At 61.2% G+C, this 24,142-nt stretch carries 20 protein-coding genes, 1 tRNA gene and 1 pseudogene; 9 read left to right on the forward strand and 13 right to left on the reverse strand.

What is annotated here, in order from left to right:
- Positions 1-53: 53 nt before the first annotated feature.
- Both MA04_RS06665 and MA04_RS06670 read left to right on the forward strand, forming a co-directional pair.
- Positions 54-1,463 (forward strand): amidase, encoded by a 1,410-nt coding sequence (locus MA04_RS06665; RefSeq protein ID WP_262459875.1) that lies wholly within the window; start codon positions 54-56, stop codon positions 1,461-1,463.
- Between the two features lie 44 nt (positions 1,464-1,507).
- Positions 1,508-2,704: a pyridoxal phosphate-dependent aminotransferase gene (locus MA04_RS06670; protein ID WP_262459876.1), complete on the forward strand. Its 1,197-nt coding sequence runs from the start codon at positions 1,508-1,510 to the stop codon at positions 2,702-2,704.
- Positions 2,705-2,709: 5 nt separating this feature from the next.
- Here MA04_RS06670 and MA04_RS06675 read toward each other — a convergent pair whose 3' ends face one another.
- Positions 2,710-3,744: a LysR substrate-binding domain-containing protein gene (locus tag MA04_RS06675; protein ID WP_163123766.1), complete on the reverse strand. Its 1,035-nt coding sequence runs from the start codon at positions 3,742-3,744 to the stop codon at positions 2,710-2,712.
- A gap of 157 nt (positions 3,745-3,901) precedes the next feature.
- Between MA04_RS06675 and MA04_RS06680 the strand changes: the two genes are divergently transcribed.
- The gene (locus MA04_RS06680) at positions 3,902-4,387 is read left to right on the forward strand and encodes a DUF2165 family protein (RefSeq protein WP_163123763.1); all 486 of its coding nucleotides are present in this window, start codon (positions 3,902-3,904) and stop codon (positions 4,385-4,387) included.
- A 68-nt stretch (positions 4,388-4,455) separates the two neighbouring features.
- On the opposite strand, the gene secF is transcribed toward MA04_RS06680, so the two are convergent.
- From secF to MA04_RS06710, 6 genes are all read right to left on the reverse strand, one after another.
- Positions 4,456-5,382 (reverse strand): protein translocase subunit SecF, encoded by a 927-nt coding sequence (gene secF, locus MA04_RS06685; protein ID WP_163123760.1) that lies wholly within the window; start codon positions 5,380-5,382, stop codon positions 4,456-4,458.
- A 7-nt stretch (positions 5,383-5,389) separates the two neighbouring features.
- Positions 5,390-7,273, reverse strand: coding sequence for a protein translocase subunit SecD (gene secD, locus MA04_RS06690; protein WP_205475372.1), 1,884 nt, complete (start codon positions 7,271-7,273; stop codon positions 5,390-5,392).
- Positions 7,274-7,336: 63 nt separating this feature from the next.
- Positions 7,337-7,660 carry a preprotein translocase subunit YajC gene (gene yajC / locus MA04_RS06695; RefSeq protein ID WP_014995999.1) on the reverse strand — a complete coding sequence of 108 codons (324 nt, stop codon included), beginning with the start codon at positions 7,658-7,660 and terminating at the stop codon, positions 7,337-7,339.
- A 22-nt stretch (positions 7,661-7,682) separates the two neighbouring features.
- The gene (tgt, locus tag MA04_RS06700; protein ID WP_163124426.1) at positions 7,683-8,804 is read right to left on the reverse strand and encodes a tRNA guanosine(34) transglycosylase Tgt; all 1,122 of its coding nucleotides are present in this window, start codon (positions 8,802-8,804) and stop codon (positions 7,683-7,685) included.
- 24 nt (positions 8,805-8,828) lie between these two features.
- Positions 8,829-9,857 (reverse strand): tRNA preQ1(34) S-adenosylmethionine ribosyltransferase-isomerase QueA, encoded by a 1,029-nt coding sequence (gene queA / locus MA04_RS06705; RefSeq protein ID WP_163123757.1) that lies wholly within the window; start codon positions 9,855-9,857, stop codon positions 8,829-8,831.
- A gap of 28 nt (positions 9,858-9,885) precedes the next feature.
- A complete protein-coding gene (locus tag MA04_RS06710) occupies positions 9,886-10,362 on the reverse strand; it encodes an RDD family protein (RefSeq protein ID WP_163123754.1) in 477 nt (158 codons plus the stop codon).
- Positions 10,363-10,764: 402 nt separating this feature from the next.
- Here MA04_RS06710 and MA04_RS21795 point away from each other — a divergent pair.
- Positions 10,765-11,751 (forward strand): annotated as a pseudogene (locus MA04_RS21795) (DUF3541 domain-containing protein); the annotation flags it as partial.
- A 135-nt stretch (positions 11,752-11,886) separates the two neighbouring features.
- Here the strand turns inward: MA04_RS21795 and MA04_RS06725 are convergent.
- From MA04_RS06725 to lptF, 3 genes are all read right to left on the reverse strand, one after another.
- Positions 11,887-11,973 (reverse strand) — tRNA-Leu (locus tag MA04_RS06725).
- Positions 11,974-12,064: 91 nt separating this feature from the next.
- Entirely contained in the window at positions 12,065-13,126 is a 1,062-nt protein-coding gene (gene lptG, locus MA04_RS06730; RefSeq protein WP_163123624.1) for an LPS export ABC transporter permease LptG, read from the reverse strand.
- On the reverse strand, positions 13,123-14,271 hold the full coding sequence (lptF, locus tag MA04_RS06735) for an LPS export ABC transporter permease LptF (protein WP_240342687.1): 1,149 nt from the start codon (positions 14,269-14,271) through the stop codon (positions 13,123-13,125). Before lptF ends, lptG begins: the two co-directional genes overlap by 4 nt.
- A gap of 18 nt (positions 14,272-14,289) precedes the next feature.
- On the opposite strand from lptF, the gene MA04_RS06740 reads away from it, so the two are divergent.
- From MA04_RS06740 to MA04_RS06750, 3 genes are all read left to right on the forward strand, one after another.
- A complete protein-coding gene (locus MA04_RS06740) occupies positions 14,290-15,765 on the forward strand; it encodes a leucyl aminopeptidase (RefSeq protein WP_262459878.1) in 1,476 nt (491 codons plus the stop codon).
- A 4-nt stretch (positions 15,766-15,769) separates the two neighbouring features.
- The gene (locus MA04_RS06745) at positions 15,770-16,186 is read left to right on the forward strand and encodes a DNA polymerase III subunit chi (RefSeq protein ID WP_262459879.1); all 417 of its coding nucleotides are present in this window, start codon (positions 15,770-15,772) and stop codon (positions 16,184-16,186) included.
- A 62-nt stretch (positions 16,187-16,248) separates the two neighbouring features.
- Complete coding sequence (locus MA04_RS06750; protein ID WP_262459880.1) at positions 16,249-19,065, forward strand: valine--tRNA ligase; 2,817 nt, start codon at positions 16,249-16,251, stop codon at positions 19,063-19,065.
- A 22-nt stretch (positions 19,066-19,087) separates the two neighbouring features.
- On the opposite strand, the gene MA04_RS06755 is transcribed toward MA04_RS06750, so the two are convergent.
- Entirely contained in the window at positions 19,088-19,771 is a 684-nt protein-coding gene (locus tag MA04_RS06755; RefSeq protein ID WP_014996008.1) for a TetR/AcrR family transcriptional regulator, read from the reverse strand.
- Between the two features lie 76 nt (positions 19,772-19,847).
- The gene (locus tag MA04_RS06760; protein WP_163123613.1) at positions 19,848-20,060 is read right to left on the reverse strand and encodes a DUF2061 domain-containing protein; all 213 of its coding nucleotides are present in this window, start codon (positions 20,058-20,060) and stop codon (positions 19,848-19,850) included.
- 275 nt (positions 20,061-20,335) lie between these two features.
- On the opposite strand from MA04_RS06760, the gene yegS reads away from it, so the two are divergent.
- Entirely contained in the window at positions 20,336-21,253 is a 918-nt protein-coding gene (gene yegS / locus MA04_RS06765; RefSeq protein WP_262459881.1) for a lipid kinase YegS, read from the forward strand.
- On the opposite strand, the gene MA04_RS06770 is transcribed toward yegS, so the two are convergent.
- Positions 21,254-21,646: a DUF2721 domain-containing protein gene (locus MA04_RS06770; protein ID WP_163123607.1), complete on the reverse strand. Its 393-nt coding sequence runs from the start codon at positions 21,644-21,646 to the stop codon at positions 21,254-21,256.
- 338 nt (positions 21,647-21,984) lie between these two features.
- Here MA04_RS06770 and MA04_RS06775 point away from each other — a divergent pair, with 338 nt between their 5' ends.
- Positions 21,985-24,126 (forward strand): hypothetical protein, encoded by a 2,142-nt coding sequence (locus MA04_RS06775; protein ID WP_262459882.1) that lies wholly within the window; start codon positions 21,985-21,987, stop codon positions 24,124-24,126.
- Positions 24,127-24,142 lie beyond the last annotated feature (16 nt).

Genomic DNA, 24,142 nt, shown 5'->3' on the forward strand with positions numbered 1-24,142 from the left:
GTACCGTTCCTCCACCCCCGTGCCGGCACCGCCACCAGCGGAGGAGGCCATCCATGAGCGAGGATATACGCGCCCTGAGCGCGCGGGCATTGCGGCAAGCCTACCAAAGCCGGGCGCTTTCCCCGGTGGAGGTGAGCGAAACCCTGCTCGATCAGATCGAACGACAGGACCCGGCATTGAATGCCTGGTGCCTGATTGATCGTGAGACCACCCTGGCCTCGGCCCGGGAGGCCGAGCAACGCTATCTGCGCGATGATACCCAGGGGTTGCTGGACGGTGTCCCGGTGGCGATCAAGGATGTCTTCCTCACCCCGATGTGGCCCACCCTGAAAGGCTCCCGCACGGTTGATCCCGCCAAGACACTGGGCAAGCGCGCCCCGGCGGTGGCCGCTCTGGAACGTCACGGCTATGTGCCATTGGGCAAGACCACGACGCCGGAGTTTGGCTGGAAAGGGGTTACCGACAGCCCGATGTGCGGCGCCACCAACAACCCCTGGGACCCGGCCAAAACCGCCGGCGGCTCCAGTGGCGGGTCGGCGGCGGCGGTGGCCGCCGGCATGGCGCCACTGGCCCTGGGCACCGACGCCGGCGGTTCCATCCGTATTCCCGCCGCCTTCTGCGGCATCGTCGGGCACAAACCCACCTTCGGCGAAGTGCCGCACTGGCCCGCCAGTCCGTTCGGCACGCTGGCCCACGCCGGGCCGATGACACGCACGGTGGAGGACTGCGCATTGATGATGCAGGTGCTGAGCGAGGCGGACCCGCGCGACGCCCAGGCCGCGCCGCGCCGTCCACAGGATTACCTGGCCGCCCTGGACGGCGACCTCAAAGGACTGCGTATCGCTTACAGCCGCAACCTGGGCTATGTGGATGTGGCCGCCGACATCGAACGGGCCTGTGATGAGGCGGTGGCGGTGTTACGGGATCTGGGCGCCGAAGTGGTGGAAGCCGACCCGGGCTTTCGCAGTCCGCTGGCCGCCTTCGGCCACCTGTTCTACGGCGGCGCGGCCAACGCCTGCCGGGAGCTTGGCGCGCGTCAACGCTCACTGATGGACCCGGCCCTGATGGAGGTGGTCAGCAAGGCGGAGCGGCTGTCGATGCTGGACTATCTGGGCGCGGTGAACGAACGGCTGGCGCTGTCGGAGCGCATGGCGCTGTTCCACGAGAAGTACGATCTTCTGGTAACACCCACGTTGCCGATCACCGCCTTCGACACCGCCCGGGAAGTACCCGTGGACTGGCCCAGCACCCGCTGGCCCACCTGGACGCCCTTCACCTATCCGTTCAACCTCACTGGCCAACCGGCGCTGTCACTGCCTCTCGGCCTGGATCGCGCCGGACTGCCGATGGGGCTGCAGATCGTCGGCCGCCGTTTCGATGACGCCCTGGTGCTGCGCGCCGGGCATCAGTTCGAACAGCAACGGCCCTGGCGACGGTTTCCGCCGCTGGCCGGGGTCGACTGACCGGAGGCACTCTCAATGGGTAAGCACCGTCGACAGGAGGCATCGTGAGCGAACTGGACATCGACTTCTACGAATCGGAGGACCCGATCTGGAATCCGGCGCTGCACACCATGCCGGTGCCGGGGATCCGCCGCATGGTGAACCTGGCCGCCACCATGGATAACGTCATTCATCTGTCCATTGGACAACCGGATTTCAAACCACCGGACCATGTGGTGCAGGCGACGGTGGAGGCGCTGCAAGCGGGTCAGACCGGTTACACCATGGACGCCGGGCTGCCGGAACTGCTGGAAGCCCTGGCGGACTACTACCGGAATCGTTATCAACGGCCACTGGTGCCGGAAAACATCATGGTCACCACCGGTGCTACCGAGGCCATCTACCTGGCGCTTACCGCGACTTCCGCACCGGGCCGGGAATTCATCGTGCCGGAACCGGCCTTCATGCTTTACGCGCCCTTGATCCGCATGAATGGCGGCGTCGTCAAAGCCATTCCCACCCATGCCGAACAACACCACCAGTTGGACCCCGAAGCGGTCATCGACGCCATCGATAACAATACCTGCGCCATCGTGCTCAACTCCCCGAGCAACCCCACCGGTACGCTTTATCCCCGGGAAACCGTGGAGGCCATCGTCCAGGAAGCGGCCTACCGTGGCGTCTATGTCATCAGCGACGAAGTCTACGATCACCTGGTCTACGACGGGCGCGAATACCCCAGCGTGCTGTCGTGCTGCGCCGACCTCGACCATGTCATGGTGGTATCCAGCTTTTCCAAGACGTTCAGCATGGCGGGCATGCGCATCGGCTGGTTGATGGCCAGTCAGGGCGCGATCAAGAAGCTGCGCCGCTATCACATGTTCACCACCACCGTGGCCAATACGCCCTGCCAGTGGGCGGGAGTAGCGGCCTTGACCGGGGATCGCGGTTTCGTCGATAACATGCTCGCCGAATATCAGCGACGGCGGGATCGCCTGGTGGAACTGGTGGAGCGAACGCCCCATCTCACCGGCTACCGGCCTGACGGCGCTTTCTATCTGTTCCCGTCACTGCCGGAAGGCGTCAATGGCGGCAACGTTGCGCTGAAATTGCTGCGCGAAACCGGCGTCTGCACCGTGGCGGGCGACACCTTCGGCGAGTCCTGCTCCAATGCCATACGGATCAGCTACTCCACCTCCCTGGAGCAGATCGAGGCGGCCTTCGAACGCATTATTCCTTGGATGGCCAAGCAGGATTTCTGATTCTGCTAGCGCTCCCGGACCGCCGCGCGCCGGCGCGCGGCGCGCTCCGAGGACCAATCCACCGCCTGCTGCTCCGACTCCGGGGCACCGCAAGGCCCGGCGGCCAGCTCACAGCCGCAAGCTTCATCCAGAACAAAATGCCGGAACGCAAGCAAACGCTGATCATGGGCGGCACCATCGGGCCAGGTCAGACTGTAGACATGAGACGCCAGCACCGCCGGTGCATCCGTGAATGCCGGCACCAAACGACCGGAGTGCAGCTCCGCGTCAATCATCGGTGACCGGGCCAGTGCCACACCAAGACCGTCAATCGCCGCTGACAGCGCCACGCCATAATGACTGAAACGCAGCCTCGCCGGCGCCGGAGCATCAGCGACGCCCAGACGCTCAAGCCATTCCTCCCAATTACCGGCGCTTCCGGATTCCGGATCTTCCTCGATCAAGGTATACCGATGCAGATCGCGAGCGGACCTTAACGGCGTGTCGCCGTCGCGCAAACCCGGACTGCATACCGGGAAGCGCTTTTCACGGAAGAGCCGCAGTTCATTCTTGTCCAGAGCCCCCTCGGCGGGGCGCAATACGATTGCCGCATCCACACCATCGCGGGCAAAGTCCGGGCGCCGGTAGTCCAGGGTAGCGAGACGGATTTCGATATCCGGATGCAAGGCGGCGAAACGTCCCAACCGGGGTACCAGCCACCAACTGGCGAAGGCCGCTGGCGCGGCAATGGTGAGCACGCCGGCCTGATGACGGCGGCGCACCCGATCGCAAGCACACAACATCAGATCCAGCCCGGAGCGCACTCCCTCCAACAAGGTTTGCCCTTCTCCGGTCAATTCAATTCCAGGGTTGAGGCGATGGAATACCGGAGTCCCCAGGAAGGTTTCCAGGGCACGGATCTGGTGACTGACCGCGCTCTGGGTGATCGACAGATCCTGAGCCGCCAGAGTGAAGCTGCCCTTGCGGGCGACCACCTCGAAGGTGCGTAGCGTGGTCAAGGGCGGCACCGAACGATAGCTGTTGGCGGGCGCTTTCATCATGAATTCACCTAATGCGGCACTGAAAAATGCTCATTTGCAGCGGAACTTCTCAAACACCACGATTATCTGTACTCATCACAACCAGAACAAGGCCCGTCCTTGAAGGCACCCACCACCGCCTTTTCGGGCCACGGCCCGCACCAGGAGGCAAGACAACATGCTGGAACCCGGATTATTGCTGCTCAGGTTGGTGGTCGTCGGCGGCCTTGCCGTCTGGTTGACGCTGATTCTGATCAACGTGATCACCGATCGGAAAGGCACCGTGGCTAGCGTCGCTCTGATCATGACCATGAACCTCATTGCCCAGGATAACGACACCCATCCGTTGTTGCGCCGTCGTATCGAATCCCGCTTCTGGCATGTCATCGGAGCGGTCGCCATCATGACTCTGCAAGCTATTACCGTGGTACTGCTGTGGCGCGGAACCGTACTGCTTCTGAGCGACGCTTCGGCATCGGCGTTGAGTACTCAAACCGTGACAGCGGTCCAGCAAGGGCTCACTGCCTTCGCCGCGCTTTGGCTGTTCATGCTGATGGGGGGAATGTGGTTCGTATATTGGCTCAAACAGCCAGGCTTGCAGCAGTTGCATCTGACCTTGCTGCTCGTCGCCATTGCCACTGGGATACTTTTTTCGGTGGCCTGAAGCCCACGCCGGAACCCACAAAAAAGGGCGCCCCGCTGGCGCCCCTTTTTTTCGACTTCAACCACCGCTCAGGGCATGTCATCCACTTCCTTCTTCTCCGGAATGATGAAGTCCTGCTTGTCCACTTTCATCAGGAACAGCATGTTGGTGACCACGTAAATGGATGAGTAGGTACCCACCGCGATCCCCACCAGCAGCGCTTCGGAGAAAGCGCGCATCACTTCACCGCCAAAGAAGAACAGGGCAATCAATACCAGCAGAGTCGTGAAGGAGGTGTTGATGGTCCGGCTCAGGGTCTCATTGAGAGAGCCGTTGATGATCTTTTCCGGATCGGTTTCACGGGTGTCGCGAAAGTTCTCCCGGATCCGGTCCGCCACCACGATGGAGTCGTTCAGCGAGTAACCGATCAACGCCAACACCGCCGCCAGCACCGTCAGATCGAAGGTCCAGCGCATTAGCGAGAACAGGCCGAGCACGATGATCACATCATGCAGCAAGGCCACCACGGTGGCGACACCGAACTTGTTGGTGAAGCGGAACCAGACGTAAACCAGCATCAAGCCCAGTGCCATCAGCAGCGCGAGACCGGACTCGTCGCGCAGCTCGTCACCCACTTGCGGACCGACGAACTCCACCTGCTGAACCTTCAGCCCGGGCAGCTTGCTTTCCACCACCTCGGTAAGCCGGGGCCCTACCTGATCCGCGGGCATATCGTTCAGGGTGGGCACCCGGATGCTGATATCCCGGGGCGACCCGTAACGTACCACGGTGGCCTCTTCGAACGGCGTGCCTTCCAGCGCGGAACGCACATCGTCGATGATCACTTCGTTTTCGCCCTTGGCCACCACCGAGGTGCCGCCGGTGAAATCCATCCCCAGATTCAAACCCTGGGTCGCCAGCAGTCCGATGGAGCCGAGCACCAGAATGATCGACAACGCCGCGAACAACCGCCGTATACCCAGGAAGTTGATGGAGAAAGGAGCCTTGTTACTCATAAGCACCTCAAATACTCAGTTTGGCCGGCGGACGGGCACCGCGGCCGTAGACCATTTCCACCATGGCGCGAGTGCCCACGATGGCGGTAAACATGGAGGAGAGGATGCCGATAAACAGCGTCACCGCGAACCCCTGCACAGAGCCGGTGCCGGCGGAGAACAGGATCACCGCGACGATCATGGTGGTGATGTTGGCATCAAGAATGGTGCTGAACGCCTTGGCGTACCCTTCATCAATGGCTTGCCGTGGCCGCACGCCTTTTTTCAGTTCTTCCCGGATACGTTCATAGATCAGCACGTTGGCGTCCACCGCCATGCCCACCGTCAAGACGATACCGGCGATTCCCGGCAGGGTCAGAGTGGCACCGGGAATCAGCGACATGATGCCGACGATGATCAGCAGGTTACCGACCAGCGCCACATTGGCGAAGATACCGAACACCTTGTACCAGACCAGCATGAACACCAGCACCAGGACCATGCCCAGCGCCATGGATTTGAGTCCGGACTCGATGTTTTCCGCCCCCAGGCTGGGGCCGATGGTGCGCTCTTCGATGATGGTCACCGGCGCCGCCAGGGAACCGGCGCGCAACAGCAGAGCCAGCTCGGACGCTTCCGCCGGGCTGTCCAGACCGGTAATCCGGAAGCGGCTGCCCAGGGTATCCTGGATAGTGGCCACGTTGATCACGTAACGGTCGGTGGTGCTTACCGGCACCTGCTCGGTTTCACCGTTTTCATTGGTGCGCGAGCTCATCTCGGTCTTGGTTTCGATGAACAGCACCGCCATCGGATTGCCGACGTTCTGTGACGTCACCCGCTGCATCCGGCGGGCGCCGGCGGAGTCCAGGGACACGTTCACCTGCGGGGTGCCGTTTTGTGGATCGAAGCCCATTTGCGCGTTGGTCACTTCGTCGCCGGTAGCGATCTTGGAGCGCTCCAGAATAACCGGGCGATCCCCCTGACTGCGGAAGGGGAAAATCTCGGTGCCCGGCGGTGCCACGCCGGTGGCGGCACGGCTGGCCGGGTAGTCCTGATTGACCAGGCGGAACTCCAGGGTGGCGGTACGGCCGAGAATACGGCGGGCCTGGGCCGCGTCCTGCACCCCGGGCAGCTGCACCACGATGCGGTCCGCCCCCTGCCGTTGCACCACCGGCTCGGCCACACCCAACTCGTTTACCCGGTTATTCAGCGCGGTACGGTTCTGATCCACCGCGTAATCCTGCATTTCCTTGAGGGCGGTCGGGTTCAGGTTGAACACCAGCACCCGCTGCTCGGGATCGGAGTCCAGCGAGAATTCCGGCAACGCGTTACGCAGCAGAGTGCGGGCGGAATCGGCGTCTTCGGAGTTGGCGAACTGCACGCGCAACTGCTGGCCATCTTGCTGCACGTCGCGGTAACGAATGCCTTCGTTTTTCAGCGACAGTTTGATCTGGCCGGCCCAGGCTTCCATGCGCTGGTTCACCACCGCTTCCATATCCACTTGCAGCAGGAAATGCACACCACCGCGCAAATCCAGGCCCAGATTCATCGGCGAAGCACCAATGGCACGCAGCCATCCTGGAGTAGTGGGCGCCAGATTCAGGGCCACCACATAGTCATCGCCGAGGGAACCGGCCAGAAGCTCGCGGGCACGAAGCTGGCTGTCATTGTCAGTGAAGCGCACCAGCCAGGAGCCGCCATCAATCTGTTCACCGGGCCCATGTTCCAGACCCGCCTGATCCAATTGCCGTAACACGCGCTGGCTGGCACTGTCGGATACGGTTCCACCGGGCTTGGCGCTGCTGATCTGCACGGCCGGGGCGTCGGGGAACAGGTTGGGAAGAGCGTAAAGGCCGCAAACAAACAATACGGCCATGAGCAGGAAGAATTTCCAGCGCGGGTAGCGGGTCATAATCGTCTTCCGGTATTGCCGGGAGGTGGCGGCCCGGAGCAACCGGGCCGGACACACCTCTTTTTATATGGATTTGATGGTGCCCTTCGGCAACGTTGCCTGGACACTCTGTTTCTGCAATTTGATTTCCAGATTGTCGCTGATTTCCACCACGACGAATTCGTCAGTGACTTTGGTCACCCGGCCGAGAATACCGCCGGCGGTCACCACCTCGTCACCTTTGTTCAGGTTCTGCACCAGATTACGGTGTTCCTTGGCGCGCTTCTGTTGCGGACGGATCAGGAAGAAATAGAACACCGCGATCATCACCACCAGCATGATCAGTTCGATGCCACCGCCCGGACCTCCGGCGGCTTGCGCATAAGCGGGCGAAATCAACCAGTTCATCTCAATTCTCCACGTTTTCGTGTTAAAGAGCGGGCACATCGCGGCCCATGGCCGCATAGAAGTCACCGACAAAGGCGCTCAATGTACCCGCTTCAATGGCCCCCCGCAATCCAGCCATAAGCCGTTGGTAATAGCGTAGATTGTGGATGGTGTTCAGCTGCGCGCCGAGCATTTCACCACAGCGATCCAGGTGATGCAGATAGCTGCGGGAAAACTGGCGGCAGGTGTAGCAATCGCAGCCCTCCTCCAGCGGCGACAGGTCGTCGCGGTGGCGGGCATTACGAATCTTGATCACCCCTTCACGGGTAAACAGATGGCCGTTGCGCGCGTTGCGGGTGGGCATCACGCAATCGAACATATCGACCCCACGGCGCACCCCTTCGACAATGTCCTCAGGCCGCCCCACCCCCATCAGATAACGGGGCCGGTCGGCGGGCATATGCGGCGTGATCCCGGCCAGGGTACGCCGCATCTCCTCCTGCGGCTCACCGACGCTGAGACCTCCAATGGCATAGCCGTCAAAACCAATATCCGTCAGGCCGGCCAGGGATTCGCGGCGCAGATTATCGTACATGCCCCCCTGTACGATCCCGAAACAGGCCGCATCGTTCCCTTCATCGGCCACATGGGCCGCTTTCGAACGGCGCGCCCAGCGCAGGGACAGCCGCATGGACTCGGCAGCCTGCGTCTCGGTGGCGGGGTATGGGGTGCATTCGTCGAAGATCATACAGATGTCGCTGCCCAGAGAGCGCTGCACCTGCATGGCCCTTTCCGGCGTCAGTTCCACCCGGTCGCCGTTGATCGGGTTCTTGAACACCACGCCTTGCTCGGAAATCTTGCGCAGCTCACCCAGGCTGAACACCTGGAAACCGCCGGAATCGGTGAGGATCGGCTTGTCCCATTGCATGAAGCCATGCAGCGAGCCATGACGTTCGATGATTTCGGTGCCGGGACGCAACATCAAGTGAAAGGTGTTGCCCAGGCAGATCTGCGCGCCGCTGTCGGCCAGGTCCCGAGGTAACATGGCCTTGACCGTACCGTAGGTGCCCACCGGCATGAACGCCGGCGTCTCCACCTCACCGCGGGGAAAGGTCAAGCGGCCCCGGCGCGCGGTGCCATCGGTGCTCAGCAGATCAAAGCTCATTCGGGACATGAAAAAACCTTATGTTCACACATCGGGCTGCCGTTCGATAAACATGGCATCGCCGTAACTGAAGAAGCGGTAGCCTTCACGGACCGCTTCCTGGTAAGCCGCCAGCACCCGTTCCCGACCGGCAAAAGCGCTGATCAGCATCAACAGGGTGGAACGGGGCAGGTGGAAGTTGGTGACCAGGGCCTCCACCTGACGAAAACGGTAGCCGGGATAGATGAAGATATCGGTTTCCGCTTCTCCCGAACTCAGAGCGCCGTCGGCACTGGCCGCTTCCAAGGCCCGCAACGCCGTGGTGCCCACCGCCACCACCCGGCCACCACGGGCCCGCGCAGCCAGCACCTGCTCCACCAGTGCCTCGCTGATACGGAAACGCTCGCTGTGCATGTGGTGCTCTTCCACCTTGTCCACGCGTACCGGCTGGAACGTGCCCGCGCCCACGTGCAGAGTGACGAAGCCGGTTTCCACACCCTGCCCCCGCAACTGCTCAATGAAGGCCTCATCGAAATGCAAACCGGCGGTGGGCGCCGCCACCGCGCCCGGCTCCCGGGCGTACACGGTCTGATAACGCTGCAGGTCGGCGTCTTCGTCCGGACGGTCGATGTAAGGCGGCAGCGGCACGTGGCCAACGCGTTCCAGCGCATCCAGCACCTGCTCACAACCGGTGAACATCAGGTGGAACAACTCACCGCGCCGGCCGCGAACCTCCGCCGCCACACCCTGATCGAACTCCAGCCAACCGCCGGCCTTGGGCGACTTGGAAGCCCGCACATGGGCCAAGGCCTCGCGACCGCCGAGCAGCCGTTCGATCAGCACTTCCACCCGTCCACCGGTCTGCTTGCGGCCAAACAGACGAGCCGGAATCACCCGGGTGTCGTTGAACACCAGCAGATCACCAGGCTTCAGCCAGGCGGACAGATCCGGAAACCGGCCATGCCCCATCCCCGCCCCGGTCAGGGTCAGCAAGCGCGCATCGCGCCGCTGCGCCGGCGGATAGCGGGCGATCAGCTCGTCCGGTAAGTCAAAATCAAAGTCGTCGACTTGCACGTATCACCCGTATTCAGCTCACATGTGTTCAGGAGCGACCTTTACCGTTTTTCGGTATTTCCACCGTGGCGGTGAGGGACAATCGGTCATGCAGAGTTTGGTGAGGGTGCACCAACACCACCAGGTAACCGGCCCCCAGCATCAGCCAGGACACACCAGCGGCGGCGAACCGGGCCAGGGTCTGCCAGAACCGCACCGGCCCGCCACGATAGTCACGTATTTGCAGCCGCCAGGCGCGCATTCCCAGAGTCTGACCGCCATGCAGCCAGAACCAGGCATAGAAGGCCCAGGTTTCCACCAGCAGCAGGGGGAACAGCACGCCCTTCAGCACCATCGGATCGGCGCGGGTAACACCGTTGATCTCCTGGGTCGGCAGCCCGGTGTGGTTATAAACGATGACGAAAATCCCGGCGGTTATGAACCATAACGCCAACACCAGAAAACCATCATAGACCAGCGCCATCAGCCGTTTGATCAGGCCCGCGGGTCTGGCATTTTCGATCATCGCTGCTCCATTACGGGTTACCCTGACCATCTGCTCCCGGCGATTTTTGACGTCGCCCCGGCGACAGACCGCAGGGGGACCATCATGGATGATGGTCACAAACAAATCGCCGGGAGCGATTTTTGACGTCGCCCCAGCGACGGCCCGGAGGGTGACCACCATGGACGGTGGTCACAAAAAAGCCCGCTCGGCGCGGGCCTTTCAAATCCTCGGCGGCGCGATCGGCTCGGCGACCGGCCCAAACGGCCGCTATTCTAGCAAACCCGGGACCTCCTGTCCCACCAGAGCGAGGGCGCGGACCGGCGTCACAGCCCGTCATCGCGGTCATTGCGAGGAGGCACCGGGCGGCGGTACAAGGACCTTATAACCCCGATCACCGGGGTGCCATCCGGAGGGAGTCCCATGTCCGGCTTCCGCCTGTACGCCCTGCTCATTCTTGTTGCCCTGTCTGCGCCTCTGGTCGGTCCGGCGGCGATCGTCGCCACTTCGACGCCTTCCTCCACGTCGTCCCTCGGCGAACAGATCCGGGATCACTATGAGACCGTGCTGCCCTCCCTGCCAGCGGACAAACAACGGCACTACGCGCTGCGTCTGTACCGACTGACTGGTGATGACGCTTATCTGGCGCCAATTCGCGATGAGGTCCTGGCCATACTGCCGCGCTGGCAAAAGGCCATGCAGGCCCTTGACGACGCTGGCCAACGGCAGGCCCTGGCCAGCCAGATAGTGGATGATTACCGCGACGACACCCCGAAATACCAACGCCGCAAGGCCTTGCTGCGCCGCAGCGGGGAGCTCCCCTTCGCCAAGCAGCTGCTGTACCGCGTCAATCAGCTCGAGGAGTTGCATCTTGCCGGCGAGCCCCCGTTTCAGGACACCGGCCGCGCCCTGGCCTATCTCAGGGCATTCGACTTTCAGTCCTTCGTGCTCGATCCCGAGGTCATCAAGGTGTACTCGGCGCAGACCGCGAACCTGGTCTACTACCTTTATCGGCTCGGGTTACAGGATTTGCGGGAACCCTACCAACAGGCGTTCCGGCGCGTCTATCCGCCCGGCACGCCACATCAAGGGCTGGATCTGCAGGAGAAAATCTACGGTATGACCCATCTGGTGATCGCCGCCAGCGGCTATTACCAGCATTCCGTGGCGCGCAAGGACTTTGGCTGGATTTTCGATTATTTCGAGCGCCGGGTCGACCACGTCATCCAAGGCACCAAGCCGGATGTGTATACCGAGATGGCGCTGTGTTTCCTGCTCGCGGAAGAGCCGGACAATCCGGCCATCGACAAGGTCAAAGCGGCTCTGGAGCGGGAGTTTGACGACGAGGCGGACATGATCCCGGCCACCGACGGCAGCACCGACCCCGCCCGCGGCGAACACCGCAACACCCTGGTGGTGATGCTCTATTACTGGCCGGAGAGGTTGCACACGGGGCCGGACCTGTCTCCCGGGAAAACCCGGAAACCGGAAACGAAAACGCCGGGCTCGGCCCGGCGTTTTCCCGACGCTATCACGCCGTCAATTTGGTACCAGAGGCCGGACTTGAACCGGCACGCCCGCGAAGGCAACGGATTTTGAATCCGTCGTGTCTACCAATTCCACCACTCTGGCAAGGGATGGCAACAGCCTGCATCAGGCCATCGGCCGGCGAGTATACCAATCTCGCCGGACAATGCCAGCCATTATGCCGTGGATATTGTGGCTACCGCACCCGCAACAATAACCAGACGCCCAGCATCAGGCAGAGCACTGGCGGCAGGCCGGCGGCGAGCAGCGGCTCGGTGCGGAACACCAGGGAAAGGTGGCCAAAAAACTGCTGTCCGTAGTGGAATATCAGGCCGGCCACCACCCCGGCCGCCACCCGCAGCCCCATGGTCACTTCCCGCAACGGGCCGAAGACAAAGGAGATGGCGATCAGCACCATGCCGATGGTGGCGGCGGGCATCAGCAGTTTCTGCCAGAACGACAGCATATAGTCGGCGGTTTCCAGCCCCTGCCGCTTCAGGTAGGAAGCGTACTCTATCAGCTTGGCCATCCCCAGCCGCGCCGGGTCCAGCACCACGATACTGAGCAATTGCGGTTTGAGGCTGGTCTCCCAGACGTCGTGTTCCTCACGGTAGGTCTCGGTGCGCTCGCCCTGAAAACGGGTACCCTGCACGCCTTCCAGGGCCCAGGAATCACCCTGGTAGATGGCCCGCTCCACATACAGGCTTTCCGCCAGCTTGTGCTCTTCGTCGAAGCGGTAACGGGTCAGGCCGTACAGCACGCCGTTGGGTTGCACCGCGTTAATGTGGATGAACTCATCCCCTTCGCGGTGCCAATAGCCGTATTTGCTGCGGATGGTTTCACCCCCGCCTTCCTGCAACGAGCGATTGCTCTGCGCCACCTGCTCCGAGTACGGGGCCAGGTATTCCCCTACCGGCACTGACAGCAGCATCAGGAAGATCACCGGCCGCAGCACCATCCAGGCGATCCGCAAAGTGGATATGCCCGCGGCACGGATCACCGCCAGTTCGCCGTTATTGGCCATCAGCCCCAGACCGATCAGGGTCCCCAGCAGGATCGCCAACGGCAGGTACTCATTGAAACGGCGCGGCACCGTGGTGACCACGAATTGCAGCGCCTGCAACGCCTGATAGCCGCCACGCAGAAATTCCAGCTCGTAGACGAAACTGAACAGGCAGTCCAAGGCAATGATAATGCCGACGATGGCCAGGGACGGAATCAGCACCGCCCGCCAGAAATAGCCTCTCAGTAGTTTCATGTGCTCCTCCTGCGGCGCCACAACCGGTCGCCGTAATAAAGGAAGAACACCGCCACCGCGGCCAGCGCATGAATCCAGATCATCGAGTAATACCAGGGCCGCTCACCACCGGTATCCGCCATCCAGCTGCGCATGGTGAGCAACAAACCGACGTACAGCATGTACCCGATCACCGCCGGAATCATCCGTAGGAAACGCCCCTGGCGAGGGTTGACCTTGGCCAGCGGGATCGCCGCCAGGCACATAATCGGGACCGTCAATACCAGTGACCAGCGCCATTGCAACTCCGCCACCGCCTGATTATCCCCGGCGCTCTCCAGCAATTCGCCGGTGGTGCGCCCTCTTACCTTAGGCGGCCGGCTCGAGGTGTTTTCACTACCGATCCGGACCCGGGCCTTCTCGAACGCCACTTCCTGATAATCCGCTTCACCGGGCTTGCCCTGGTATTGATAGCCGTCACGTAATTCCAGGTAGTTGATGCCGTTCTCGTCCTGCACCAACCGCCCGGTATGGGCCCACACGGTAAGTACGCGCCCGGCCTGGGAATCGTCAAACCGGGCATCGGCGACGAATACGTTCTCCAGATAGCCGTCCTCGCGATTAAGACTCTCCGCGTAGGTGGCCCGCTGGCTGCCATCCGAGCCGCGCACCAGGAACCGGCCCGGTGTCAGCAATTCCAGCACCGAACGGCCTTTTTGTTCCTCGAAGATACGGTTTACTTCGGCATCGCCCCGGGGCGTGACGTACAATGAGAACAGCGCCACCACGCTGACCGCCACCAACACCGGTACCACCAGTGAGCGGATGATCCGGCCGTGCCCCTGGCCTCCGGCCTGCAACACCACCATCTCGTTGTCCATGTGCATACGTCCCAGCACTAGCAACAGGGAGATGTACAAACTCAACGGCAGAATCATTTGCAGGAATTCCGGCAGCCGGAACGCCATCACCAGAAACAGAGCGTCCGCCGCGATCTGACCGGCGGCGGCCTCTGCCAAATACTTGATAAAGCGACCACTGACCAGCACCATCACCAAAATGAAGGTCACCAGCACCGTGGTCACGAATACCTGACGATTTATGTAGCGGTGTAGTATCAACGTTGGTCCCGCCCGCACCTGTTCCATCTTTGCAGTGTGCGGCATTGTAACTCAGGAGAGAGCATGGAGTACGCAATTAGCCACTCGGCCCTGCCGAAACTGAAAGCAGATTGTCTGGTTCTGCCACTCGGTAGCGCTTCCACCCTGCCGGAGGCCCTTCCCGATGAGACCCGCGCATCGGTGCAGGCGTTCATCAAAACCGGGGATTTTTCCGGCAAACAGGGTCAGGTCAGCTGGTTGCACAATCCGCCGGGCGTCGCCGCCCGCCGTTTGCTGCTGGTGGGCTGCGGCGACAAGACCGAACTCGACGGCCAGGCCTGGCAGCGTCTGGTCACCGGCACCACCAGGCAATTGCTCGCTTCTCCGGTGAAGCAAGCGGTGTTGATGCTGGACACCGTCAACGTTGCCCGTGAGCTGGACTGGCGGGTGAGGGAAGGGGCCCGGGTAGCGGAAGAAGCCAGCTACCGGTTCGACGACTACCGCAGCAAACCGGCCAAGGCTGCCGCCCTGCGCAAGCTGACATTCTGGCATGCGCAACGCGATGCTGCCCTGCGCCAGGCCCTCAAGCAAGGCCGGGCCGTGGCCGCCGGCACCGCTCTGGCACGCGATCTGGGCAATATGCCCCCCAACGACTGCTATCCGGAGTATCTGGCCGAACGCGCCAAGGCCCTGGGCAAGGAATACGACAAGCTGACGGTGAAGATCGTCACTCAGGCCCAGGCGGAGAAGATGGGCATGGGGGCTTTCCACGCGGTGGCCAAGGGCAGCACCCGGGAAGGATGCCTCATCGTGATGGAGTACAAGGGCGCCGCCGGCAAGCCGGTGTCCCTGGTCGGCAAGGGGATCACCTTCGATACCGGCGGTATCTCCCTGAAACCGGGCGCCAACATGGACGAAATGAAATACGACATGGGCGGCGCGGCGAGCGTTTTCGGTACCGTCAAAACCGTCTGTGAGCTGGGCCTTCCGATCCATCTCGTGGCCGTGGTGGCCGCGGCGGAAAACATGCCCGACGGCGGCGCCACCCGTCCCGGCGACATCGTCAAAACGCTGTCCGGACAAACCGTGGAAATCCTCAACACCGACGCCGAAGGCCGCCTGGTGCTGTGCGACGCCCTCACCTATGTGCAGCAGAAGTACAAGCCGCATACGGTCATCGACATCGCCACGCTCACCGGTGCCTGCGTGGTCGCTCTGGGCAGTCACGCCCAGGCGGTGTACGCCAACGACGATGTGCTGCGCGAATCACTGCTGGAAGCAGGCCAGGACACCGGCGACCGGGGCTGGCCGATGCCGCTGTGGGAGGACTATCAAAGCCAGTTGGACAGCCCGTTCGCCGACATGCAGAACATCGGCGGCCCTAAGGGCGGCTCGATCACCGCGGCCTGTTTCCTGCATCGTTTTGCCCGGGACGTGAATTGGGCGCATCTGGACATCGCCGGTACCGCCTGGATCAGCGGCGGCAAGGACAAGGGCTCCACCGGCCGTCCGGTACCGATGCTGACCCGCTATCTGATCAATCTGGCCGGCAAGGGCTGAGACATTGACCGAGGTTTTGTTTTACATCACCGAGCAAGCCGGAACGGGGGTGCGTGACGCCCTCGCCTGGCGCATCGCGGAAAAGGCCTGGCGCCAGGGGCGCCAGATCTACGTCCACTGCCAGGACGAGGCCCATGCCCGTGAGCTGGATCAACAATTCTGGGCGCAGCCGGCTTCGGGCTTCCTGCCCCATGCCCTGCTCGGTGAGAGCCCGGCACCGATGGTGCTGGGCTTCGGCGACGACCCGGGCGGCCACCACGATGTGCTGATCAACCTGGCGGCGGCGGTACCGGACTTCGTCACCCGCTTTGAACGGGCCGCCGAGATGATCACCGGCGACCCACAGCAGCGCGAGGGCGGCCGTGAGCGGTTCCGTTTCTACCGGGAAAGGGGCTTTCCACTGAAAACCCACAACCTCTGACGGCAGGCCCCGGTTCCGGTATAATCCGCCTTTCGTTTTTGCGATGAAAGACAGCGGAGATCATGGACAAAACCTACCAACCCGATCGTATCGAGCAGGCCTGGTACAACACCTGGGAGGATGCGGGCTATTTCCGCCCTTCCGGCCAGGGTGATGCCTATTCCATCATGATCCCGCCGCCCAATGTGACCGGCAGTCTGCATATGGGCCACGCGTTCCAGGACACCATCATGGACACCCTGATCCGGTTCCGTCGAATGCAGGGGCGCAACACACTGTGGCAGGTGGGCTCCGACCACGCCGGCATTGCCACTCAAATGGTGGTGGAACGGCGTCTGGCCGCCGAGGGCAAGAACCGTCACGATCTCGGCCGCGATGCTTTCATCGAGAAAATCTGGGAGTGGAAGGCGGAATCCGGCGGCACCATCACCCGCCAATTGCGCCGCATGGGCGCCAGCGTCGACTGGACCCGCGAGCGCTTCACCATGGACGAAGGCCTGTCCAATGCGGTACGCGAAGTGTTCGTGCGCCTCTATGCGGAAGGCCTGATCTACCGGGGCAAACGCCTGGTGAACTGGGACCCGGCCCTGCATACCGCCATCTCCGATCTGGAAGTGGAAAACAAGGAAGAGCAGGGCCACCTGTGGCACTTCCGCTATCCCCTCTCCGACGGCTCCGGCCATCTGGTGGTAGCCACCACCCGCCCGGAAACCATGCTCGGCGATACCGCCGTGGCGGTGCACCCCGAGGATCCGCGCTACAAGGATCTGGTTGGTCAGACCATTCGCTTGCCGCTGGCCGATCGCGAGATTCCGATCATCGCCGACGACTACGTGGATCCGGATTTCGGCTCCGGCTGCGTGAAGATCACCCCGGCCCACGACTTCAACGACTATGAAATGGGCAAGCGGCACGATCTGCCGATGATCAACATCCTCACCATCGATGCCCACCTCAACGACCAGGTACCGGAAGCCTATCGCGGTCTGGACCGCTACGAGGCACGCAAAAAGGTGGTGGATGATCTGGATGCCCTGGGCCTGCTGGAAAAGGTCGATGATCATACCTTGCAGGTGCCGCGCGGCGACCGTTCCGGCGTGGTCATCGAGCCCTACCTCACCGATCAGTGGTTCGTGGCGGTGGAAAGCCTGGCCAAACCAGCCATCGAAGCGGTGGAAAACGGCGACATCCAGTTCGTGCCCAAGAACTACGAGAACATGTACTTTTCCTGGATGCGCGACCTGCAGGACTGGTGTATTTCCCGGCAGCTGTGGTGGGGACATCGCATTCCCGCCTGGTACGACGAGGACGGCAAGGTCTATGTGGGACGCAGCGAGGAGGAAGTCCGCGCCGCCCATGATCTCGATGATCGCCCGCTCAGCCAGGACGAGGATGTACTGGATACCTGGTTCAGCTCCGCGTTGTGGACCTTCTCCACCCTGGGTTGGCCGGAACAGACCGAGGAATTGCGCACCTTCCATCCCAGCAGTGTGCTGGTTACCGGCTTCGACATCATTTTCTTCTGGGTCGCGCGGATGATCATGATGACGCTGAAGTTCACTGGTGAAGTGCCCTTCAAGAAGGTTTACGTGCACGGCCTGGTACGGGATGCCGAGGGCCAGAAGATGTCCAAGTCCAAGGGCAATGTGCTTGATCCGCTGGATTTGATCGACGGCATCGACCTGGACAACCTGGTGGAGAAACGCACCCTCGGGCTGATGCAACCTCAGAAGGAAAAGCAGATCAGCAAGCGTACCCGGGCGGAATTTCCCGAAGGCATCAACAGCTACGGCACCGATGCGCTGCGTTTCACCTTCCTGTCTCTGGCCTCCACCGGCCGTGACATCAAGTGGGACATGGGCCGCATAGAAGGCTACCGCAACTTCTGCAACAAAATCTGGAACGCCGCCCGCTATGTGATGATGAACACCGAGGGCCAGGACTGCGGTGTGAATGAGGAAGGAAGTGACGTCAGCTTGTCACTGGCGGACCGCTGGATCATCTCTGCTTTGCAGCGGGCCGAGCGCGAAGTGACCGAAGCACTGGATCAGTTCCGCTTCGATGTCGCCTCCCACGCCGCCTATGAATTCATCTGGAACGAATACTGCGACTGGTATCTGGAGTTGTCCAAGCCGGTGCTCTACAGCGACGATTATTCGGAAGCGGAGAAGCGCGGTACCCGCCGCACCCTGGTGCGGGTGCTGGAAGCGATTCTGCGTATGGCGCATCCGTTCATGCCTTTCATTACCGAGGAAATCTGGCAGAAGGTGGCGCCGCTGGCCGGCAAGGTACCGGCCGCGGATACGGGTAAAGCGCCTGCTGCGGATACAGGTATAGAGAACGCCACCATCATGCTGCAACCCTACCCCCAGCCCGAACAGGACAAGGTGGATGAACAGGCGGAGCGGGACATCGAGTGGATCAAGGCGGTGATCACCGCGATCCGGAATATCCGCGGCGAAATGCGCATTCCGCCCAGCCGCACCCTGGATGTGTACTTGCACAACGGCAAGGACGAAGACCAGCGCCGTCTGCAAGCCAACCACAATTTCCTCTGCCGCCTGGCCAAGTTGGACAGCATCAACTGGCTCAATGCCGACGATTCCGCGCCGGCCTCCGCCACCAGCCTGGTCGGCGACATGGAAATCCTGGTGCCCATGGCCGGCCTGATCGACAAGGACGCGGAAATCGACCGCCTCACCAAGGAAGTGGACAAGCTGCGCAAGGAGGTAGGGCGCGCGGAAGGGAAGCTGAAAAACCCGGCCTTTGTCGACAAGGCGCCGGAAGCCGTGGTCGCCAAGGAAAAAGCCAAACTCGACGACTACCGTTCCCAGCTTGCCCGTCTGGAAGATCAGTTGGAAAAGATCAAGTACCTGTAACCTGTAACCGCCCGGCCCCGGGTCAGGAGTGCCGCTTCAGTGCCCCTGGAGTGGCTTCCTGGCCCAGGATCACCGATTCCGCGATCCCGATCATGGTGCGCTGGCAAAGATGCAGCCGCTCTTCGCTGAACTCCCCGCCTTCGAAGACATAAAGCGAATAGCTTTCCAGAATCCACAGCATGGTCCGCATCACCAAAGGGTCAAAATCACGGCCGGTAAGCCGGTTGATTTCGGCGGTGAGCACTTCGGCGGCAATGGTCTGCGCCCGGTCCCGATGCGGCGCCAATGCCGAATTGGAGCTGCGCGCCTCCTCCATCATCAGCTTGATCACCGGCCCCATGCTGATGTGGTAGTCGAAGTAGACCTTGGTGGTGTTGTGGATGATTTGCTGCACGGAACGGGCCTGACGCATTTCATGATGGAAATGCAGCAGCATATTGTCGATGAAGATGCGGTAGATATTTTCCAGCACATCCACCTTATTGCGGAAGTACTTATAGAAAGTGCGCCGTGACACATTCGCCGCACTCAACAGATGTTGCACCGTGGTGCGCTCGACACCGCGCAGGGCGAATACCTGCACGGAATGAATCAAAATTTCCGCCCGCGCCGGCGAGCGGGGGCCCCCTTCGTCCTCGGCATGAGCGTCCAGCACCTGATTAACCACCTGGCGGATGGCGTCCAGATCATCCCCTTGATTCCACACAGTAACTTATCCTTTGTTTTTGTTTACCGGGGCGTAGCTTAAACCAAGCCCCGGAACCCCGTAAACAAAGGGTCTATCAGGCAGCCAGAGCGGCGTTCTCCTCTTCCCGAGGAGCCCGGCGACGCTGCCAGCGTTTCCAGATCTTCTCGTGGAAGTGGTAAGCCACCGTGTTCACACAAGGTTCCACCAAAGCCGTGGCGCCACCAATGCGCCAGTCGCCGGTCATAGCCCACACCACAAGAAACGCCACACTGATATGCATAATGCCGAAACTGAATGTCTTCACCATGGGACACCTCCACCGTTATTTGTACATGATAACCATTCTCACAAATACAAAAAGGAAGATGATATTATACTTTCAATAGCCTGAGACTATGGGAAGGCGCCGCCATCGGGAACTCGCAAGCGCGACCTCCTCCTGGAGGGCCAAATAGGCGTTAACGGCTGAGGCTGACGGTTCCGTCAAAACCAATCTGGAATAGAATGAGTGGCGAGCCACCCGACAACTTTTTCTTGATCACCTTACCGGTGGCTGTTTTTTGTCCATTGCAAGGAGTGCCGATGGTGAGTGCGAAAACTGTTTTGATCCTTCACGGTAAACAAGCCACCAATGATGAGGTACGTCAGGCGGTCATGGCCCGCCGTGAACAGGGGCACCAACTCGATGTTCGGGTCACCTGGGAAGGCGGAGACGCCGAAAGGTATGTAGAGGAAGCATTGAACGCCGGCTACGACACCGTCATTGCCGGCGGCGGCGATGGCTCGGTGCGCGATATCACCGATGCCTTGATAAAAAACGGAGGCGGGGCCAACCTGGCCGTTCTACCGTTGGGGACCGCCAACGACTTCGCCACCGCCGCGAACATCCCCGTGCCGCCGAAAGACGCTCTGGCGCTGCTTGACCAGCCCGCGACCGCTATCGATGTGCTCGAAGTCAACGGCCATTACTTTCTCAATATGGCCACAGGTGGCTTCGGCACCGAAGTGACCACGGAAACCTCGGAGGAGTTGAAGTCCATGCTGGGTGGCGCCGCCTACCTGCTCACTGGCCTGACCCGCTTCACCGAGATCCGGGCCGCTCAAGGCCATTTCCAGGGCCAGGACTTTGAATGGGAAGGCGAGTTCATGGCACTCGGGGTCGGTAACGGACGGCAGGCGGGGGGCGGCCAGAGACTGTGTCCGGACGCCGTAATCAACGACGGCCTGATGGACGTGGCTATCCTGCCGGCGCAGATGGACCTGATGTCTGGCCTCCGCGGCCTGTTCAGCTCGGACAATGGTGCCAATAGAAACAACGGGAACGGTGAACAGGAAGGCTTGTTCGTCCGCGCTCGCCTCGAGTCCATGGAGATACACACTCCGGAGGCTATGTATCTCAACCTGGATGGCGAACCCCTGGAGGACACCCACTTTCATATAAAAGTGCATGCCGGTGCACTCAGGGTTCACCTGTTACCCGACAACCCTCTTCTTTCCTGATCAGGGTTTGGGACGTCGCAGCGTCTCCAACTGCACATTGAGCGCATTGGTGGAGATCAGCACCTCCCAAAGCGAAAAGATCAATGACAGTGACAGACTGATCAGGCTGGCGCCAAACAACACCACCCCAGGCATTTCCTGATGCAGATAGAGCGCGAACATGGACAGGGTACAAAGCAGGAAGCTAAGTACCCCCGCCACCTGCATCCGCTGAGTCAGCACCACTCTTTTGTGCAACAACTCGATCTGACGCGTGGCCACTTCTTCGTGTTGAGCTTTCTCTTCATCCGCCAGTTTTCGGATCAGCTGTGCCAAAACCAGGAAACGGTTGGTGTAGGCGAGCAATAGCAGCGAAATGGCGGGAAAGAGGAGCGCGGGAGTGGTCAACGACATAGGACTCTCTCTGAGTTCAGGGTGGCCTTACTTTAACCGATGATGACGCAAGGCGGCACGGGCTCACCAGCCCGCCCGCACTTCAGCTTTCCGCTCCCGGTATCGCAACACTTTTATGATCATCACCCGGACTGTGATCTTCATCACCCCCAAGGCCCGCTGATGTCGCGGCCCTGACACATTGTTTTTCCACGCTGATCAGGCCCGTCGGGTACCGGGCTTCTCATTATCGCTTTACCTGGAACCGTCGGGCTCCGGGGCAGAGACTTTCGCGCCAACGGGATGCTTGGCGCGCCTCTCCCCTCTCTCTTTCCAGCAATAACAATGGAGAACGGATCATGTCCTATCGTTATCGGATCGGGATGCCGCTGCTGGTCAGCTCGCTACTCCTGTCGACCAATGCCGCCACGGCAGCCACCCAGGACCGCAACACCCTATCCTCCCCCACGGGCTCTTTCTCGATCGTGCTGTTACCGGATACGCAAAACTACGCCGAGAAAGCCAGTTACGATGTCTATAACCATCAAACCCAGTGGATCGTGGATCACACCTACGATCGCAACATCCAGTACGTGCTGCATCTCGGCGATATGACCCAACACGACACCCAGGAACAATGGCAAGTGGTGGATCAGGCCCACACCATTCTGGATCAGGCCGGAATCGGCTACACCGCTCTGTCCGGGAACCACGACCTCTACCCCAGCGACGATATCCATGCCAGGGAGTCCTACTTTACCCGTTACTTCGGTCCCGATCGCTTCGCGGAGAAGCCCGGCTTCGGCGGCAGTTTCAGTGACAGCGGCGAAAACACCTATCACTTCCTGCAGGTTGGCGGGCAGCAATTCCTACTGGTGAATCTTGAGTTTCTTCCGCGCAAGGACGTGGTGACCTGGGCCAATCAAGTGATCTCCGACCACCCCCGGCACCGCGTCATCGTCTCCACCCACGCCTACCAGGATTACAACGGTGAGCACCTTACCGGCTGGGCCAACCGCTATAACACCGCCGGTCGCGAAGGCGTGGATCTATGGGAAGAGCTGGTGGCACGACACAGCAACATTTTCATGACGGTCAGCGGTCATATTCACGGCACCTCCTACCGTCAGCGAATCGGCAACGGCGGCAATGTGGTACATGAGATACTGACCGACTTTCAGAGCGAGCCGGTCATGGGTGACGGCACCGCCCTGGGCAATGGATGGCTGAGACTGCTGACGTTCCACCCCACGGACAATCGGATAGAGGTGGAAACCTTGAGTGTCGAAGACGGTAATCCCCAGATTTTCCCAGGTGGAGACGCGCAATTCTTTGATGACTACAACAAGATCGCGGCCCCCTCCGATCAGCAACATAATCACATGGACTATGTCATCGACTTCGACATGACGGCTGTCCCCGAGTACCGCTATACCCCCGGTGATACTCTGTACAAGGATCGTCACCCCCATCGAACCCTTCGAGGTGATCATCGGGCACCGTCCGTGGCCGCCGCCGCCAACGGCATTACCGTCACCGCCTGGGAGGAAGACCGCGACGGCGATGGCTACAGCCAGGTCTTCGTGCGCGGTTTCGATGAGGACGGTAATGCCCTGTTCCCCGAAGTGGCCGTTTCTCCCTGGGACAGTGTCCCGCAACGAGACCCCGCCGTGGCTACCGATGATGAAGGCAATTTTGTGGTGGCCTGGGTCATGGATGCGGACGGTGACGGCCACGGCCGCATCCACTACCGCGTATTACGGGCCGACGGGAGCACAGGCTTCCCCGCCCTCCTCCCCGGTATTCTGGCATCCGGCGATAGCGGACGCGGCCATGGCCACTGGAAACCGGGCGACTATTGGAACTGGCTGGACGGCCAACAACGCAGGCCGGCGATAGGCATGAACGACAAAGGGCGCTTTACTATTGCCTGGGAACAGAAAGGCGATGGCATCCATGTGCAAAGCTTCTTGCGCAATGGTCTGCCCCGCTTCACGCAACGCAACGTCAACTCGACGCCGGGTCGCCATCAACGCCCGTCATTGGCCATGAGTAATGACGGGCATTTCACCGTGGCCTGGGAGCATGACACCGATGGGGATGGGCAAAGCAAAATAGCCGTTCGCGGTTTCACCGACCGGGGACGTGAACACTTCCCCGAGATCACGGTCAACCAGGTGGTCAGCGGCACCCAGGAAAAACCGGTGCTGGCCATGGATGATCGTGGCCGCTTCGTGGTTGCCTGGCAGGATGACAAGGACGGCAATGGTTACTATCAGATCCTGGCGCGGGGATTCCTCAGCGACGGCCAGGAGTGGCTGCCTGAATTCACCGCCAACAGCAAAGCCTCCGGCCAGCAACTGGCACCGGCTCTGGCCATGGGCCCGGAAGGCAACTTCGCCGTGTTATGGGAAGACGATAACGACGGCAACGGCTATTTCCAGATCTATGCCCGCACATTCAGCGCTGACGGCAGCGAAAAAACCGTAAGCGTCCGGTAATCCCACCTTGTCAGGC

It is taken from the genome of Alloalcanivorax balearicus MACL04 (assembly GCF_025532145.1).
Lineage (GTDB): Bacteria > Pseudomonadota > Gammaproteobacteria > Pseudomonadales > Alcanivoracaceae > Alloalcanivorax > Alloalcanivorax balearicus.